Raw genomic sequence first — 14,845 nt, forward strand, 5'->3', positions numbered from 1 at the left:
CATCGGAGTCATTCCTTTCGTCGCCTCGGGGGCCCCAGGGGGATCATTTCCCGTTTCCGAGATCACAATTCAGCTAATCGGGTGTTATCGGAAGTGTTGAAACGATAGTGGGGAGGTAAGCTGGAAATAGCGGTATTAGTGGTTTACATGTGGCCTGTGTGGTGATCGTCACGTTCGTGGGCGATCTTGCGCACCAGGGCCGTCTGGCCCGCCAGCCCGCGCTCGGGCATCTTGGCCCCCGTCAGCCGCTCCCACGCCAGCCCCGTCGCGTACGCGGCTCCCAGCACCGCCGCCGCGCTCGCCCGGTCGGGCGGCGCCACCTCGACGACGGGAGCGGGCGCCACGGATACGCCGCCCCCGCGTACGGGAAAACCCTCGGGCTCGGTCCGCTCGGCCGCCGAGGTGCTCGTCAGGCCCGCGCGGCGCAGCTCCTCGTACGCCATCCGCAGCCGGTGGTCCAGCCGCCCCGGCAGCGCGCCGCGCGAGTCCGACAGGTCGGCGAGGAACGTGGCCGCCGCCTCGCGCGGGTCGGGCATGAAGGACAGGGCGTCCACGAGGTCGTACACGGCGTGGGAGAAGTGCGCCTCGGGGTCGTTCTCGACGAGCAGTGCCCGGCACAGCCGGGGCGGGCAGCGCTCGAGCCACGTCCGCCGCAGCGCCGCGTCGTCCTCGTACGGGTCGTCGATCTCGGCCTTGCGCAGCATCGGCTCGACCATCGTGAGCAGCGCCAGCGCGCGCGGCCGGAAACGGGTGTCGAGCAGCAGGATCTGCGCGGTGTCCGCCATGACGGCGGCCAGCCTGAGCGCCGCGCGCGGCCGCCCGGCCCGCAGCCGCTCGGCGACGAGCGCGGCGAGGTCGAGCAGCGGTGGCGCGTGCAGCCAGCGCACCCATTCGTCGCCGGGCAGCGAGCGGCGCAGGTACTCGCCGAAGATGGTGATCAGCCGCTCGTTGCCGTCGAAGGCGGGCGCGTACGCGCACCACATGACCGTGCCCCACACGGCGGCGACCGTGCTGGGCACGTCGGAGGCGAAGATCTCGCCGAAGGCCGTCAGCGGGTAGTCCAGCTCCGACTTGCGGCCGCAGGCGCGGACGAGCTGCCTGACCTGCTCGGTGAGGCTCTCGGGCACGTCGGGGCCGATGAACGACTGCGTCGAGCCGGGCTCGGCGTGGAAGTCGTAGCCCTGGGGGACCACCTCGTCGGGCAGCGCCGCGGCGGGGTGCGCGTCGCGCCGGGCGCGCAGCCTGCGGGGCGGCGGCGCGAGGTGCCAGCGGCCGTCGGCGGGGTCGTACAGGTGCCAGCGCGCGTGCGCGCCGAACAGCCATCGGTCGCCGTCGGGGGTCACCAGGATGCGGGCCGCCAGGACGTGGGCGCGGTCGGGCACGGACAGCCCCTGCCAGCGCGGGTCGGCGACCATCGTGCGGACCTCGGCCTCGGTGGCGGTGAAGGCATCCCAGGGTCGCACGGCGGTCATCGTACTGGGCGGGGGTGGATCATCCATCGGCATTTCACGGCAGAATGGCCGCTATGAGGGCGAAGGTTGCAGGAATTGTGGCGGTCGTCAGCGTGCTCTCCAGCTGCGGTGCGGATGCGCCGGCACAACCGACGCTCTCAGGGCCCGGGATCCTCACGCTACAGAACGCCACCGCTCCGGCGCCTGGCGGGGAGGTGGGCGAGGCGTCCACGGAGTTCGACGACGAGGCCGACCTGGCCATGTGGACCAAGCTCAGCGACACCGAGAAGGACATCGACAGGATCGCCAAGCTCGATGTGAACAAGACCGTGAAGGGGTCGATGTACCTGGAGCCGAAGACCTCGGCCTGGTTCGACGCCTTCCGCGGGCCCTTCGTCTACCAGGAGCTGGCCGGCGACATCGTCATGTACGCCAAGGTCAAGGTCACCGGCAAGAAGGGCGGCCAGCCCAAGCGGCTGTTCTCGCTCGGCGGCCTGATGGCCCGCGAGCCCGGCTCGTACGCCAACCCCAACTGGGTCTCGATCACCACCGGCACCGCCGAGAAGAGCGGCCAGGTCGAGGTGAAGTACACCCAGGACGGCAGCTCCAAGCCGGAGGAGCTGGCGGTCAAGGACGGCTGGGTGGAGCTGGTGCTCGGCCGGGTCGGCCGGGTGTTCGTCGCCCTCTACAAGGAGGAGGGCGGCACGTGGAAGGTCGGCAGGCGCTGGCCCTCGACGCTGCCCGACGTGCTGCAGTGGGGGGTGACGGCCTACACCGACTGGGACAGCTACAGCACGCTGAAGAAGGACCCTGCCAAGGGCAACGCCAAGCAGGTCAAGGGCACGCCCGACCTCAAGCTCACGGTCGACTTCGTCCGGTTCCTGCGGCCGGAGCTGCCCGACTACGCCGATCCGCTGAACGAGGCCTCGGTCTCGGACGAGGTGCTGATCAAAGTGATGACGCCTGCCGGTGCCTGATCGCCTTGGCCTGATAATTGTCCGGCGTGCGGGCGAAGGAGGCGCGGTCGTCGTCGGTCAGCTCGCGCACGATCTTCCCCGGCACGCCCGCGACGAGCACTCCGGACGGGATCTTCTTGCCCGGCCCGACCAGCGCGCCGGCCGCCACGAGCGTGCCCGCGCCGATCCTGGCGCCGCCCAGCACGATGGCGCCGATGCCGATCAGCGCGCCGCGCTCCACGTACGCGCCGTGCACCATGGCCTTATGACCCAGGCTCACGCGGTCTTCGAGTATCGCGGGCTCTCCGGGATCGGCGTGCAGGCACGACAGGTCCTGGACGTTGCACTCCTCACCGATCTCGATCCGCTCGTCGTCCCCCCGGAGAACGGAGCCGTACCAGATGCTGGACGCCCGTCCGATGCGGACGCGGCCGACCACCACGGCGCCGGGCGCGATGTACGCATCGGGGTGTATGTCCGGGGTTGCTCCGCCATCCAACGCTGCTATGTACATTCGAGGCATCTTATTTCCAGGTCGGGGTATGGCGTTCGGGTTGCGGCTGTGGGCCGATGGCAGGAAAGTCGTTTCCTGACGTCTCGTCGCCAGACCCTCACAACCCGCAGTTTTCCCCCGCCTCACGCGAACCCTTAGGTAACCCCCATGATGAACCAGCACGAGAACTTTCCCGATCTGATGCAAGAGGAGACCTTCGAGGTCGTCATGCGCGGCTACAACCGCCGCCAGGTCCACGACTACATGATGCGCACCCGTAACCAGATACGGGATCTCGAGGAACGGCTGGCGCGTGCCATAGAGCAGGCGGAGCAAGGCCGCATCGAGCTGGCCGAGGCCAGGCGGCGGATGGTCGAGACGCCCCAGAGCTACGAGGACCTGAGCCCGCGGCTCGCGCAGATCCTCCGGCTCGGGGAGGAGGAGGCCCAGGCCAAGCGGGAGGACGCCGAGGCCGAGGCCGCCAGGGTGCGCGAGGAGGCCCAGGCCGAGGCCGACCGGCTCGTCACGTCGGCGCGCGAGACCTCCGACAAGATCCTCACCTCCGCCCAGGCCGAGGCCGAGCGCCGGGTGAGCGAGGCGACCCAGGCCGCCGAGCGCATGCTGGCCCAGGCGGGCAGCGACGCAGAGGAGCAGCTCACCGCCGCCCGTACGGAGTCGGAGGAGACGCTGGCCAACGCGCGGGCCGAGGCCGAGCGGCTGGTCACCACCGCGCGCGAGGAGTCCGAGCAGCTCCTGGCCTCCGCCCAGGCGCAGGCCGAGCAGATCGTCTCGGGTGCGCGGGCCGAGGCCGACGCGCTGCTGACCGGCGCCCAGCAGCGGGCGGCGGCGATCGACGAGCAGGCGGGCCGCCGGGTCGACTACCTCACCAACACGCACACGGAGGTGGTGCGGCGGCTGACGGAGATCAGCACGGTGCTCGGCGACCTCATGGTGGCCGAGTCGAACGCCGGGCCGCTGGTGCCCGAGTCGGCGCTGCCCACCTCCCCGGCGCTCCCGCGGCCGCAGGCGTCGCAGGACGACGTGCGGGTCATCATCGAGGACGGCGAGAGCTCCGCAGAGCCGGCCCGGACGTCGGACGCCGCACCGGACGCTTCATCGGAGGCCGCATCGGACGCCGCGTCGGACGTCGCTTCGGACGCCGCGCCGGACGCCGCTCCGAACGCTGTGTCGGACCCCGTGCCGGCCCCCGATCCGGCCGGCACGGAGATCTCTGACGACACGGACGTGCACATCGTGCGTCTGCCGGAGACTCCCGCTCACAAGTGACCGCGATGCGAGCGGAAGCCTCCGCCCCCGATAGGGTCGGAGGCTTCCGCGTTCGTGGCCCCTCCTGAGTTGGGGGCCCGGTACCGGGGCCGCCGAGACGCTGGACCCGGCACCGGGCTGCTCGCGTGCGGGTGGCGTGACGCTCCGCCGCCCGCGTCATGGAGGTGCGGGGCCGGCCGTCTCCTGCTCGCCGGCGGCCCGCCTCTCCTGGTCCCGGAGCCGGTCGCGCAATCCCTCCGGGTCGTCCGCGTCGATGGTCATCGCGCACCCCGCCTCGCGCTGCGCCGCGCTCAGCGGATGGTGTCTCGTGGCCCACCAGCGGCCCGCGTCGCTCCGCCAGATGGTCCACTGGGGATGCTCCCGGGCGATCTCGGCGAGGTGCCGATCAAAGGACATCGCTGTCCACCTTCCCGGGACCCGAGCGAGGTTCCATCTCCTTTGAGGATGAGCCACCTCTCTAGAGAATTCAATGATCGCCAGGGTCAGGTCAACCTTGCCTTGACAAATGGTGTTGAATCATGCGTCGAAGTCGTATTGAAGTACATACGCGGCCGAGTCCAGGATCATCTCGTTCAGCTCGACCGGTTGCCCGCCCGAGGCGTACGCGGTCCGCGCGATGACGATCACCGGCGTGCCGCCCGGCAGGTCGAGCAGGTTGCTCTCGCGGGGGTTCGGCATGCGGGCGCGCACCTCCTCGGTGAAGTGGGCGGGGGCCGCGCCCACCTCGGCGAGCCTGGCGTACACGCCGCCCGGCCCGGTCTCGGTGAGGGTGATCGCGGTGCCCTCGACCAGGTGGGCGGGGAAGTAGGAGGTGGCGAGCTGCACGGGCCGCGCGTCCACCAGATAGCGCCGCCTGCGCACCCACACCTGCTCGCTCTCCAGCACCCGCGCCACGTCCTCGGCGGCTCGCTCCAACGCCACCTCCACCCGGTCGACGGTGAACGGGCGCCCGCGCGCGTCGGCGTCCCAGATGGCCCTGCCCTGCCCCCACTGCTCCCGCGACAGGCGTCGTGAGCCGTGCCTGCGGATCGGTTTGAACTGCCGCACGTAAACCCCCGAACCTCGTTTGGGCACCGCCAGCCCTTCGTTGATCAGTACGGCAAGCGCCTGCCTGGCGGTGGCTCGAGCGATTGCGTATTCGGCCATCAGCGCGTTCTCGCCCGGTAGTCGGTCCCCGTCGCGCAACTCGCCGGCATGAATCCGGGCGCGGAGACCGTCGGCGATGCGTCGATAGATAGGGGGCTCGTGGGGTACCGGGGATTCAGACAACTTTGATCACCCTCTGTCACCAACCAGGTTGTGGCGTCTCCAGAGAACTTGCCCCGTCTTGTCCACGATCGCACAGATGCAGGCGATGGTCGCGGGCAGATTTTGGACGGATCGTGCCTGAGTGGTGAATTTCGCGAGGTTTTAGCGGACCGTTACCGTGGAACGGTCCCGCCCGGTATTCGATCGGCCCACCAGCGGCGAGTAACCAAAGAGAAGATCGCGGCGCCCGCCGCATTGAGGATCACATCGTCGACGGACGAGAAACGGCCCAGGCGCAGGACGTACTGAAGCGTCTCGACGATGACCGAAAACCCCGCGGCGAGTGCCGCGACCTTCGCCGTCGAGCACATCGCGCGGCTGCGCACCGGCAGCAGCGCGCCCAGTGCGGCGAAGACCAGCAGATTGCCTCCGACCTGCACCAACACCTGGTCCCACGGAGCTGCGATCAGGTCGGCGAGGTCGCTGAACGGCACCAGCGAGACTCCGTCGGCGCCGCCCGCGGGGGTGAGGATCATCCAGATCCATGGAGCGGTCCCGACCACGATGCCCACATCCGCGATGGAGGTGCGCAGCGGCATGGGATGGCCGGAACGGGTGCGATGGCGGGCGAGAAGCGCGATTGCGAGCAAGGCGAGGGGGAGTGCAATCGTCCCAGCAATTATGACGTTTCCCCACAATTCCCACGTCCGTGCCATCCGACCATGATGGCGATGATCTAGGGATACCGGAAGATGTCCATTCGGACAGGTCTTGCGGAACGGCCGCGCCGGGAGAGCGGCGTCAAGGAGCGGAGCCTGGCGATGCGGGCCTCAAGCGGCGCGCTTTGAGCGGCGGGCCTTTGAGCGGCGGGGCTTTGAGCGGCGGGGCTTTGAGCGGCGGTGCTTAAGCGGCGCGCCTCAAGCGGCGGGGGTTAAGCGGGGCGTCTCAGGCGGCGGGCCTTAAGAGACCGGCCGCAAGAACCTGCTTGAGCGGCGCGCCTCAAGCGCGGGCCTTAAGAGACGGGCTCAAGAGACGGGCAGGTGACGGGCGAGGAAATCCAGCGCCACGCGCCAGGCGCGCTCCGCCGCCTCCGGGTGGTGGAACATCGGCGCCTCGCTGTTGTGGAAGGCGTGCCCGGCCTCCTCCTCGACGTGCATCACCACGTTCGGACGGCTGCGCGCCGCCTCCTCCACCACCGCCACCCGATCGCGCGAGATGAACGGGTCGTTGCCGCCGAACACCAGCAGCAGCGGCGCGTCGATGCGTTCGAGCAGCCCGGTCGACTCGGGCACCGCCGAGCCGTAGAAGGACAGCACCGCGCCCAGCTCGATCTGCGTGGCCAGCATGTACGCGACCGTGCCGCCCAGGCAGAAGCCCAGCGCGCCCACCCCGCCGCGCACCTCCGGCATCCCGCGCAGGTGGGACACCGTCAGCGCGCAGTCGGCCACCCCCTGGGCCAGGTCGAAGTCGCGGGCCAGCTCGATGGCCGTCGCGGTGCCCTCCGACGTGTGCTCGCCCCGCCAGTGCGGCCTGAAGCGCCAGAACAGGTCGGGCGCGGCCACCACGTAGCCCCTGGAGGCCAGCTCGGCGGCGACCTTCTCGATGTACGGGCCGACGCCGTAGATCTCCTGGATCAACAGGATCCCGGGCCCGCGGCCCGACTCGGGCAGCCAGGTCCGTACGTCGAAGGTGCCGTCGTGGGCGCTTATCCGATCGGTGCGGGTCTGCATGTCCACCAGCATCGCGCATGGCGCCCGCCGCGTTCCGGCGAGACGATGCGAACGGCGGGTCCGTGTCGCCCGGCGCAGACGAGACGTCCGTCTTGTCCTCCGGGTCCCGCGAGGCGCGTCGCCGTCCGCGAACCGCTCGACACCGATCGACGCCGATCGACGCCGATCGACGCCGGGAAGTGGAGGAGAGATGAGGAGAACGCGGTGCTGACCCATTTCATCGGCGGCGGGCCGGTCGCCGCGGGGCCGGGCTTCCCCGTCCACGATCCCGTCACGGGCCTCGTGGTCAGGCACGTTCACGAGGCCGATCCCGAGGTGGCCGACCGGGCGGTGCGCGCGGCCAGGGAGGCGGCGCGCGACTGGGCGGCGCTGCCCGCCGGCGAGCGCGCGGGCTGGATGCGCCGCCTGGCCGAGGGCATCGAGGAGCGCTTCGACGACCTGGTGGCCGCCGAGATCGCCGACACGGGCAACCCGCTCGACCGAACCCGCGCGCTCGACGTGCCGCGCGGCATCGCCAACTTCCGCGCCTTCGCCGAGCTGGCCGCCCAGCGTCCCGATGACGCCTTCCACCTGCCGGGCACGCTCGGCTACACCGTGCGCAGGCCGCTCGGCGTGGTCGCGGTGATCGTCCCGTGGAACCTGCCGTTCCTGCTGATGACGTGGAAGCTCGCGCCCGCCCTCGTCTGCGGCAACACCGTGGTCGTCAAGCCATCGGAGCACACGCCGGGCTCGGCGGCGGTGTTCGCGGAGATCTGCGCCGACGCGGGCCTGCCGCCCGGCGTGGTGAACATCATCTTCGGGCACGGCTCCGCCGGCCAGCTCCTCGTCGAGCACCCCGACGTGGACGCGGTGACGTTCACCGGCACCACCAGGACCGCCGCGGCGATCATGCGGACGGCGGCCCAGCGGGTCAAGCCGATCTCGTTCGAGCTGGGCGGCAAGAACGCCGGGCTGGTCTTCGAGGACTGCGACCTCGACAAGGCCGTGGAGGGCACGGTCCGGTCGGCCTTCACCAACGGCGGCCAGGTCTGCCTGTGCACCGAGCGCATGTACGTGCAGCGCCCGATCTTCGAGGAGTTCTGTGCCCGCCTGGCCGCCCGCGCCCAGGAGGTGGAGCCGCAGCCCATGATCTCCGCCGCGCACCGCGACAAGGTGCTGTCCTACTACGCCCTGGCCCGCTCGGAGGGAGCCAAGGTGCTGACGGGCGGCGGCGTCCCGGTGTTCGGCGACCACCGTGACGGCGGTTATTACGTCGAACCGACGGTAGTGGCAGGCTTGTCGGAATGGTCGAGGTTCAACCGGGAGGAGATCTTCGGTCCCGTGTGCCATGTCGCGCCGTTCGACAGCGAGGCCGAAGCGCTCGACCTCGCCAACTCCAGCGAGTACGGTCTGGCCGCCACCGTCTGGACCACCAGCCTGGACCGCGCCCACCGGGTCGCCCAGCGCCTGGAGGCGGGGCTGGTCTGGGTCAACACCTGGGACGTGCGCGACCTGCGGGCGCCGTTCGGCGGCGTGAAGCTCTCGGGCATCGGCAGGGAAGGCGGCACCCGGTCGCTCGACTTCTACTCAGAACCCACCACGATCACCATCGAACTGGAGCAGCCCGATGCATGACGAATGGTCCCAGGCAGTGGACGTGCACGCCCAGGCGGCCGACAGACTGGCCGAGGCGGCGCGTACGGGCAAGCCCTGCGAACCGATCAGGGACCTGGTCAGCACGGCGGCCGACGGGTACGCCGTACAGGAGATCCACACCAGGCGGGCGCTCGGCGAGGGGCGGCGGCTGGTCGGCAGGAAGGTCGGCGTCACGAACGCGCTGCTCCAGCAGCGATTCGGCATCGACCAGCCCGACTACGGCATGCTGTTCGCCGACATGTCCTACTGCGACGGCCTGCCCATCCCGTACGGGCGGTTCCTGCAGCCGCGTGCCGAGGCCGAGGTGGCGCTGGTGCTCGGCTCCGACCTCGCCGGCGGTCCTTTCACGGTGGCCGACGTGATCAGGGCGGTGGACTTCGCGCTGCCCGCGATCGAGATCGCCGACTCGCGGATCGCCGACTGGGACATCACGCTGGCCGACACCATCGCCGACAACGCGTCGGCGGGGGCGTTCGTGCTCGGCAGCACCCCCGTGCCGCTGACCGGGCTCGACCTGCGGGCGGCGGGGATGACGATGACCCGCAACGGCGCGCAGGCCTCGACCGGCTCCGGCGAGGACTGCCTCGGTCACCCGCTCAACGCCGCCGTCTGGCTCGCCACCCGGCTCGGCCGCACGGACTACGCGCTGCGGGCCGGAGACGTGGTGCTGACCGGCGCGCTCGGCCCGATCGTCCCGGTCGAGCCCGGCGACGTGGTCGAGGCCCGCATCGAGGGCCTCGGCTCGGTACGGGCGGTGTTCGGCACGTGAGACCCCGCCCAGGGCCTCCCCATGCGGCCGCCCGGCCGGTGGTGGCCGACGACGCAAGCGACGCGGGCAGTACCGAGCCGGTGAGGAAGGAGGCCGGGCGGCTGACCGGCGAGGGCGCCGACGTGCTCACCGGGCTGGTCTCCGCGCCGGTCGCGGTGGCGGTGGCGGACGAGCCGGGCGGGCCGCACGTCTTCCGCGTCGCGTCCACCGACCTCGAGCACGGCCGGGCGAGCCGGTGCGGAACCGGTACGCGGGGCAGTACCACAATGGTGTGAAAAGCGTTGTAGCCCCATTCCGCCATGAACAGGAGCGAATCCCTTGGATCGGGACCAGTGCCTCGCCCTCGACGCCCAGGACCCGCTACGGGCGTTCAAGGACGAGTTCGTCCTCCCAGAAGGCGTGATCTACCTCGTCGGCAACTCGCTCGGCGCGCCGCCGAAGCGTACGGCGGAGCGCATGCGGCGCGCGGTCGAGGACGAATGGGGTGGCCTGCTCGTCGGCGGCTGGAACCACGCCGGATGGTACGACCTGCCGCTCACCCTCGGTGACCGCCTGGCCCCGCTCATCGGCGCCGGACCCGGCCAGGTCGTGGTGGGCAACACCACCTCGATCGCGATCTTCCAGGCGGTGGCGGCCGCGCTGCGGCTGCGGCCCGGCCGCAAGGTGATCGTCTCCGACGCCCAGAACTTCCCCACCGACCACTACATGGTGCAGGGCCTGGCCGGGCTCGTCGGCGGCTACGAGATCCGCGACCTCGCCGAGGGGAGCTTCGACGGCGCGGCCGTGGTGCTGCTGTCGGAGGTGGACTACCGGACCGGGGCCCGCAGGGACATGGCCGAGGTGACCACCGCCGCGCACGCCGCCGGCGCCCTCATCGTGTGGGACCTGTGCCACAGCGTGGGCGCCATGGAGGTGGACGTCTCCGACGCGGACTTCGCGGTCGGATGCACGTACAAGTATCTGAGTGCAGGGCCCGGCGCGCCCGCCTTCCTCTACGTCAACCCGCGCCACCACGGCACGGCCGAGAACGTGCTGACCGGCTGGCACGGGCACGCCGCGCCGTTCGCGTTCGAGACCGATTTCCGGCCCGCCGACGGCATGCGCAGGTTCGTGATCAGCACCCCGCACGTGCTGTCGCTCGCCGCCCTGGACGCGGCGCTCGACCTGTTCGAACGCGTGCCCATGGCGCAGGTCAGGGCCAAGAGCAAGGCGCTCACCTCGCTCTTCGCCGAGCTCGTCGGCGATCGGCTCGAGCTGCTGTCGCCCGCCGACCCGGACGCGCGGGGCAGCCAGATCAGCCTGCGCCACCCCGACGGCTACCCGGTCATGCGGGCGCTGATCGACCGCGGTGTGCACGGCGACTTCCGCGCGCCCGACACGCTCAGGTTCGGCTTCGCCCCGCTCTACCTCGGCTACACCGACGTCTACGACGCCGCCGCGACCCTGCTCGAGGTGCTGGACAAGGAGCTGTGGCGGGACGAGAAGTACACCGTCCGCCTCGCCGTCACCTGACACCCCGCCGCCTCCCGGCATCCCGGCCGCCTGGCCGGCTCCGGGCCTTCTGACCGCCTGGCCCGGCGGTTTGACCGTCCGCCTGGCCTTCCGCCTCCCGGCCGTCCGCCCCGCCTCCCGGTCGTCCGCCCCGCCTCCCGGCCGTCCGCCCCGTCGCCCGGTCGTCCGTCCGGCCGCCGACCGGCCGTGCGGCGGCGCGCGTACGGGGCGTGAAGGTGCGAAGGGCGGGTGGGAGGTGTGGCCGGATCAGCGCGTCGAGGGGTGGGCGGGCGTGTGGCCGGGGCAGAGCGTGTCGAAGGACGGGCAGAGGCGTCACCGGTCAGAGCGTGCCGACGTGCGGCGGGAGCGTGGCCGGGGCGGAGTGCGGCGGGTGTGGCCGGGGCAGGGCGCGTCGAAGGACGGGCGGGAGCGTGGCGGGTCAGAGTGCGTCGAGGGCTTTGATGGCGCGTTTGGGTGCGACCGCGCGGTAGCTCTCCTCCACCCAGTCGAGCAGCACCTCGGTCTCGGGCAGCTCCGCCATGAGCGGCACCGTCACCCAGCCGGCCTTGCCCAGCCCGTGGCTGCTCGGCTTCGCGCCGGGGACGGTCAGCGCGTGGCCGCGGGCCTCGGAGAGCAGCTTGACGGTGAACGCCGGCTGCCACTTGTCGGTGGGTTCGTCGATGCCGAGGAAGACGAAGACCTTCTTGTTGACCTTGACGACGGTCTCGCCCCAGGGGTGATCTTCGTGCGCCTCGGGCAGCCCGAGCGCGAACGCCAGCAGCTCTTCCCGCACATCATGCCAGTCGCTCATGCCTCACCCTAACCCGGCCGGCGGAATTCTTCGAGCTTGCGTTCGATAACGTCTCTGACTCGGTCGCGGGCCTCCATGCGCGGCACGCCCGCCATCAGCAGCCGGTCGTAGTCGGTGTCGAGATGCCGGATGGAGGCGATCACCGCGAGCGTGATCGCGTTCTCGTCGAGCGCCTTCGCGGCGGCCGACCTGCCCACCCTGCCGCTGCCGCGCTTGCCCGCGTGCTCGGCGATCTCGCGGGCGCGCGGCTCGGGGCAGCCGGGGAAGAGCCTGGCGATCTCGGCCGCCATCTTCGCCTGGAACTCGACGTCCTGCTCGGCCCTGCGGATGCGGTCGCGCTCGCGGCGGCGCAGGCGCACCTCCTCGTCGGCCAGGCAGCGCTCCTCGGCGGCGGCCAGCGCGGCCTCCTCCACCAGCAGGCCCTTGCGCTGGTAGACCTTGCGCCGCCGGTTGTACTGCACGACGACCGCCGACAGGCCGCTCTCCTGCTTGGCCCGGCGGCTGAGCGCCGCGTTGCCGGACGGCAGGAACACCAGGTGGTCGAGGTCCGCGCAGGTCAGGCAGTGGGGCTCGTCGTCCTCCATGATCAGGTAGGGGCCGGTGTCGCCGCAGGATGCGCAGGTGAACGGCTCGAGCGGGGCCACCACGATCAGGTCGGGCGCCTTGCTCTGCGCCTCGGTGAGCCGCCGCACCCGGGCCTCGCTCAGGTCGGGCGACAGCCAGTGCACCCGGAACGGCGCCTGGTCGCCGCCCTTGACGAAGCGCAGCTCGCGGCGGTCGCGGGTGCCCGCGACGTACGGGGTCTCCATCGGCCGCAGCCCCTTGGCCTGCGCCCACTCGCGCAGCAGCCCCGCCGTGACGAGCAGGCGGTCCTCGTCCACGGCGGCCAGCTCCGCGAGCGTGCCGGCGCGGCCCTGCCGCCAGAGGTCCACGTGCCGCGTGTGCAGCCAGCGCAGCCCTGTCACCACGTCGATGAACGTCACGTACTTGCGGGTGGCCAGCGCGATCTCGGCGGCCTGCGCGACCCTGCGGGAGAGGTTGGGCTTGGACACCCTCCAAGTTTGTCGTGAGATGGCGCGGCGCGAAGCTTTCCTTGCACCGCCCGCGGCAAGTAACTCCTTCGGACCTGGGCCATGGAGGAGAGAACGTTGCGTCTGTTCTGGCCTGCCCTGCTCCTGCTCGCCACCTCGTGCGGCCTGGCGGAGGAGGGCACGCAACCCGTCGTCACGGGACGTTTCGGCAGCAGGCCGGTCATCACCATCCCGAAAGGCAAGCCGGGGCGGACGCCGCGCATCACGGTGCTGTCCACGGGCAGCGGGCGGCGGACGGTGCCGGGCGACGTGGTGCTCGCCGATGTGGACATCCGGCGCTGGGCGGACAACCGGCCCTTCGTGAGCACGTACGACGGCGACCGGCCCACGACGGTCGTCTTCGACGGCCGGAAGGTGCCGGAGACCTGGCGGCGCTCGCTCATCGGGCATCCGGCGGGCAGCCGGGTCATGCTGATCAGCCCGGCCGGTCAGGCGCTCGGCCCGGACATGCCGTCGGCCGGCCTCGACCCCGACGACACACTGGTGCTCGTGTTCGACATCATCGGCGGCTACCCGCCGGACGCGCGCCTGGTCGGGCGGACGCTGCCGGTCGTGCCCGCCGACCTCGCACCCGCCGACCCGCCCCGCGTGCTCATCGACGGCTCGGGCGGCGAGGTCGCCGCGGGCTCGAAGGTGGTCGTCCAGTACGTGGCCGCGTCCTGGCCGTCGCGCCGGGTGGTGGACTCCTCCTACCGGCGCGGCGGGCCGAGCGCGTTCACGCTGGAGCCGGGCGCGGTGCCGGCCTCCTGGGTGGGCGCGCTGGCCGGGCGGCGGGTCGGCACGAGGATCGCGGTGCCGTCGCCGGGCGAGCGGCCCAGGCTGTACGTGATCGACATCCTCGACAGCGTCGCGCACGCGTAGGCCGGGCGGCCCTCGCGCCGCCCGGCCTGGTCGGTTGAGGATCTGGGATCAGCTCACGCGCAGTGCTCCCACGGGCTGTCGTACGTGGACGAGCCCGCCTTGCCGCCCCACTTGACGCAGGTGCTGGGCGCGGCCGCCTTGACCGGGCCGGCGTAGTAGCTGAAGTTGCCCGAGTCGGTCTTGCGCGACTTGCCCTGCACTTCGAGGTAGGCGCTGACGGCGGTGGCCTTACCGATGTTCTTCGCCTTCAGCGTCACCACGCAGTTGTTGGCGTTGCTGGAGTTGTAGAGCAGGTAGACCGTGCCGTCGCTGCCCAGCTTGGCCGAGTCGATGACCTTGAACCCGGAGCCGCACACCTGCTCGGGCGTGTACGGGTTCGTCGATCCGCCGCAGCTGTTCTGCGAGGTCAGGGTCTGCTGGGGGTAGCCGAAGGTGACTCCGTTGAAGACGGCCCGCTGGATGTTGGACGGATAGTTGTCGCCCAGCCGTACCTCGTAGTGGAGGTGCGGCGAGATGTTGTTGCCCGGCTTGCTGGTGTTGCCGACGGTGCCGATCTTCTGGCCCTGGGAGACGGACTGCCCGACGCTGACCGTACGGGTGTCCAGGTGCGCGTAGTACGTCGCCCAGCCGCCACCGTGGTCGATCTTGACCAGGTTGCCGAAGCCGTTGGTCGAGCCTTGGTGCGACGAGATCACCACCGTCCCGGCGGCAGCGGCGACCACGGTGTCGCCCTTGTCGGCGTCCGCGGTGCTGCCCCGGTTGAAGTCGATCTCGTACGAGCGGTGCGCGCTGCTCGCGCTGGAGTTGCCCGTCCACGTCTGGCCACAGGGGAAGGGGAGCTGGAAGTTCGTCGCGAGGATCTGGGCCTCTTCCGATTCCGGTACGGGATCGGCCGCCGCCGGGCTCGCCGCGCCGAGGCCTGCGGCGAGCAGCACCAGGGCCGCGGCCATTGCTCCGTAGAGCTTCATGGGGTGATCCTTTCCGTGGGATCTCTGAGACCCAGGGTCCGTACGAGCCGCACA

General features: G+C 71.1%; 16 protein-coding genes. 7 read left to right on the plus strand and 9 right to left on the minus strand.

Annotated elements, in window-relative coordinates:
* Positions 1-143 precede the first annotated feature (143 nt).
* Positions 144-1,472, minus strand: coding sequence for a hypothetical protein (locus tag ACGFIM_RS19680; RefSeq protein ID WP_393202118.1), 1,329 nt, complete (start codon positions 1,470-1,472; stop codon positions 144-146).
* A 53-nt stretch (positions 1,473-1,525) separates the two neighbouring features.
* Here ACGFIM_RS19680 and ACGFIM_RS19685 point away from each other — a divergent pair, with 53 nt between their 5' ends.
* Positions 1,526-2,428, plus strand: coding sequence for a hypothetical protein (locus ACGFIM_RS19685; protein WP_393202120.1), 903 nt, complete (start codon positions 1,526-1,528; stop codon positions 2,426-2,428).
* Here ACGFIM_RS19685 and ACGFIM_RS19690 read toward each other — a convergent pair.
* On the minus strand, positions 2,400-2,921 hold the full coding sequence (locus ACGFIM_RS19690; RefSeq protein WP_378785722.1) for a gamma carbonic anhydrase family protein: 522 nt from the start codon (positions 2,919-2,921) through the stop codon (positions 2,400-2,402). The two genes, ACGFIM_RS19685 and ACGFIM_RS19690, sit on opposite strands and share 29 nt — an antisense overlap.
* Before the next feature lie 147 nt (positions 2,922-3,068).
* Between ACGFIM_RS19690 and ACGFIM_RS19695 the strand changes: the two genes are divergently transcribed.
* Positions 3,069-4,187: a hypothetical protein gene (locus ACGFIM_RS19695; protein ID WP_393202122.1), complete on the plus strand. Its 1,119-nt coding sequence runs from the start codon at positions 3,069-3,071 to the stop codon at positions 4,185-4,187.
* A 156-nt stretch (positions 4,188-4,343) separates the two neighbouring features.
* Here ACGFIM_RS19695 and ACGFIM_RS19700 read toward each other — a convergent pair whose 3' ends face one another.
* From ACGFIM_RS19700 to ACGFIM_RS19715, 4 genes are all read right to left on the minus strand, one after another.
* A complete protein-coding gene (locus ACGFIM_RS19700; protein WP_393202124.1) occupies positions 4,344-4,583 on the minus strand; it encodes a hypothetical protein in 240 nt (79 codons plus the stop codon).
* Positions 4,584-4,703: 120 nt separating this feature from the next.
* Complete coding sequence (locus ACGFIM_RS19705; RefSeq protein WP_393202126.1) at positions 4,704-5,456, minus strand: GntR family transcriptional regulator; 753 nt, start codon at positions 5,454-5,456, stop codon at positions 4,704-4,706.
* Between the two features lie 152 nt (positions 5,457-5,608).
* Entirely contained in the window at positions 5,609-6,151 is a 543-nt protein-coding gene (locus tag ACGFIM_RS19710; RefSeq protein WP_393202128.1) for a VanZ family protein, read from the minus strand.
* A 309-nt stretch (positions 6,152-6,460) separates the two neighbouring features.
* Entirely contained in the window at positions 6,461-7,165 is a 705-nt protein-coding gene (locus ACGFIM_RS19715) for a dienelactone hydrolase family protein (protein WP_393202130.1), read from the minus strand.
* A gap of 204 nt (positions 7,166-7,369) precedes the next feature.
* On the opposite strand from ACGFIM_RS19715, the gene ACGFIM_RS19720 reads away from it, so the two are divergent.
* From ACGFIM_RS19720 to kynU, 4 genes are read left to right on the plus strand one after another with little or no spacing between them, the layout of a single operon-like run.
* Positions 7,370-8,779: an aldehyde dehydrogenase family protein gene (locus ACGFIM_RS19720; RefSeq protein ID WP_393202132.1), complete on the plus strand. Its 1,410-nt coding sequence runs from the start codon at positions 7,370-7,372 to the stop codon at positions 8,777-8,779.
* Positions 8,772-9,569, plus strand: coding sequence for a 2-keto-4-pentenoate hydratase (locus ACGFIM_RS19725; RefSeq protein ID WP_393202134.1), 798 nt, complete (start codon positions 8,772-8,774; stop codon positions 9,567-9,569). Before ACGFIM_RS19720 ends, ACGFIM_RS19725 begins: the two co-directional genes overlap by 8 nt.
* Complete coding sequence (locus tag ACGFIM_RS19730; RefSeq protein WP_393202136.1) at positions 9,566-9,844, plus strand: hypothetical protein; 279 nt, start codon at positions 9,566-9,568, stop codon at positions 9,842-9,844. The genes ACGFIM_RS19725 and ACGFIM_RS19730 overlap by 4 nt, the downstream gene beginning before the upstream one ends.
* 43 nt (positions 9,845-9,887) lie before the next feature.
* Positions 9,888-11,081: a kynureninase gene (kynU, locus tag ACGFIM_RS19735; RefSeq protein WP_393202138.1), complete on the plus strand. Its 1,194-nt coding sequence runs from the start codon at positions 9,888-9,890 to the stop codon at positions 11,079-11,081.
* Positions 11,082-11,499: 418 nt separating this feature from the next.
* Here the strand turns inward: kynU and ACGFIM_RS19740 are convergent, their stop codons facing one another.
* Together ACGFIM_RS19740 and ACGFIM_RS19745 are read right to left on the minus strand one after the other, a co-directional pair.
* Entirely contained in the window at positions 11,500-11,871 is a 372-nt protein-coding gene (locus ACGFIM_RS19740) for an MmcQ/YjbR family DNA-binding protein (RefSeq protein ID WP_393202140.1), read from the minus strand.
* Between the two features lie 8 nt (positions 11,872-11,879).
* Positions 11,880-12,923 carry a DUF2293 domain-containing protein gene (locus ACGFIM_RS19745; protein ID WP_393202142.1) on the minus strand — a complete coding sequence of 348 codons (1,044 nt, stop codon included), beginning with the start codon at positions 12,921-12,923 and terminating at the stop codon, positions 11,880-11,882.
* 96 nt (positions 12,924-13,019) lie between these two features.
* Between ACGFIM_RS19745 and ACGFIM_RS19750 the strand changes: the two genes are divergently transcribed.
* Entirely contained in the window at positions 13,020-13,823 is an 804-nt protein-coding gene (locus tag ACGFIM_RS19750) for an FKBP-type peptidyl-prolyl cis-trans isomerase (RefSeq protein WP_393202144.1), read from the plus strand.
* 53 nt (positions 13,824-13,876) lie between these two features.
* Here ACGFIM_RS19750 and ACGFIM_RS19755 read toward each other — a convergent pair whose 3' ends face one another.
* Positions 13,877-14,791: a M23 family metallopeptidase gene (locus ACGFIM_RS19755; protein WP_393202146.1), complete on the minus strand. Its 915-nt coding sequence runs from the start codon at positions 14,789-14,791 to the stop codon at positions 13,877-13,879.
* Between the last annotated feature and the right edge of the window lie 54 nt (positions 14,792-14,845).

Source organism: Nonomuraea sp. NPDC049309, assembly GCF_043196965.1.
Classification (GTDB): domain Bacteria; phylum Actinomycetota; class Actinomycetes; order Streptosporangiales; family Streptosporangiaceae; genus Nonomuraea; species Nonomuraea fastidiosa.

Excerpts from the sequence above, each read along its gene's own strand:
- ACGFIM_RS19700 (WP_393202124.1), bottom strand. The coding sequence starts at position 4,583 with ATGTCCTTTGATCGGCACCTCGCCGAGATCGCCCGGGAGCATCCCCAG.
- ACGFIM_RS19740 (WP_393202140.1), bottom strand. The coding sequence starts at position 11,871 with ATGAGCGACTGGCATGATGTGCGGGAAGAGCTGCTGGCGTTCGCGCTC.
- ACGFIM_RS19690 (WP_378785722.1), bottom strand. The coding sequence starts at position 2,921 with ATGTACATAGCAGCGTTGGATGGCGGAGCAACCCCGGACATACACCCC.
- ACGFIM_RS19710 (WP_393202128.1), bottom strand. The coding sequence starts at position 6,151 with ATGGCACGGACGTGGGAATTGTGGGGAAACGTCATAATTGCTGGGACG.
- ACGFIM_RS19715 (WP_393202130.1), bottom strand. The coding sequence starts at position 7,165 with ATGCAGACCCGCACCGATCGGATAAGCGCCCACGACGGCACCTTCGAC.
- ACGFIM_RS19725 (WP_393202134.1), top strand. The coding sequence starts at position 8,772 with ATGCATGACGAATGGTCCCAGGCAGTGGACGTGCACGCCCAGGCGGCC.
- ACGFIM_RS19755 (WP_393202146.1), bottom strand. The coding sequence starts at position 14,791 with ATGAAGCTCTACGGAGCAATGGCCGCGGCCCTGGTGCTGCTCGCCGCA.
- ACGFIM_RS19680 (WP_393202118.1), bottom strand. The coding sequence starts at position 1,472 with ATGACCGCCGTGCGACCCTGGGATGCCTTCACCGCCACCGAGGCCGAG.
- ACGFIM_RS19685 (WP_393202120.1), top strand. The coding sequence starts at position 1,526 with ATGAGGGCGAAGGTTGCAGGAATTGTGGCGGTCGTCAGCGTGCTCTCC.
- ACGFIM_RS19695 (WP_393202122.1), top strand. The coding sequence starts at position 3,069 with ATGATGAACCAGCACGAGAACTTTCCCGATCTGATGCAAGAGGAGACC.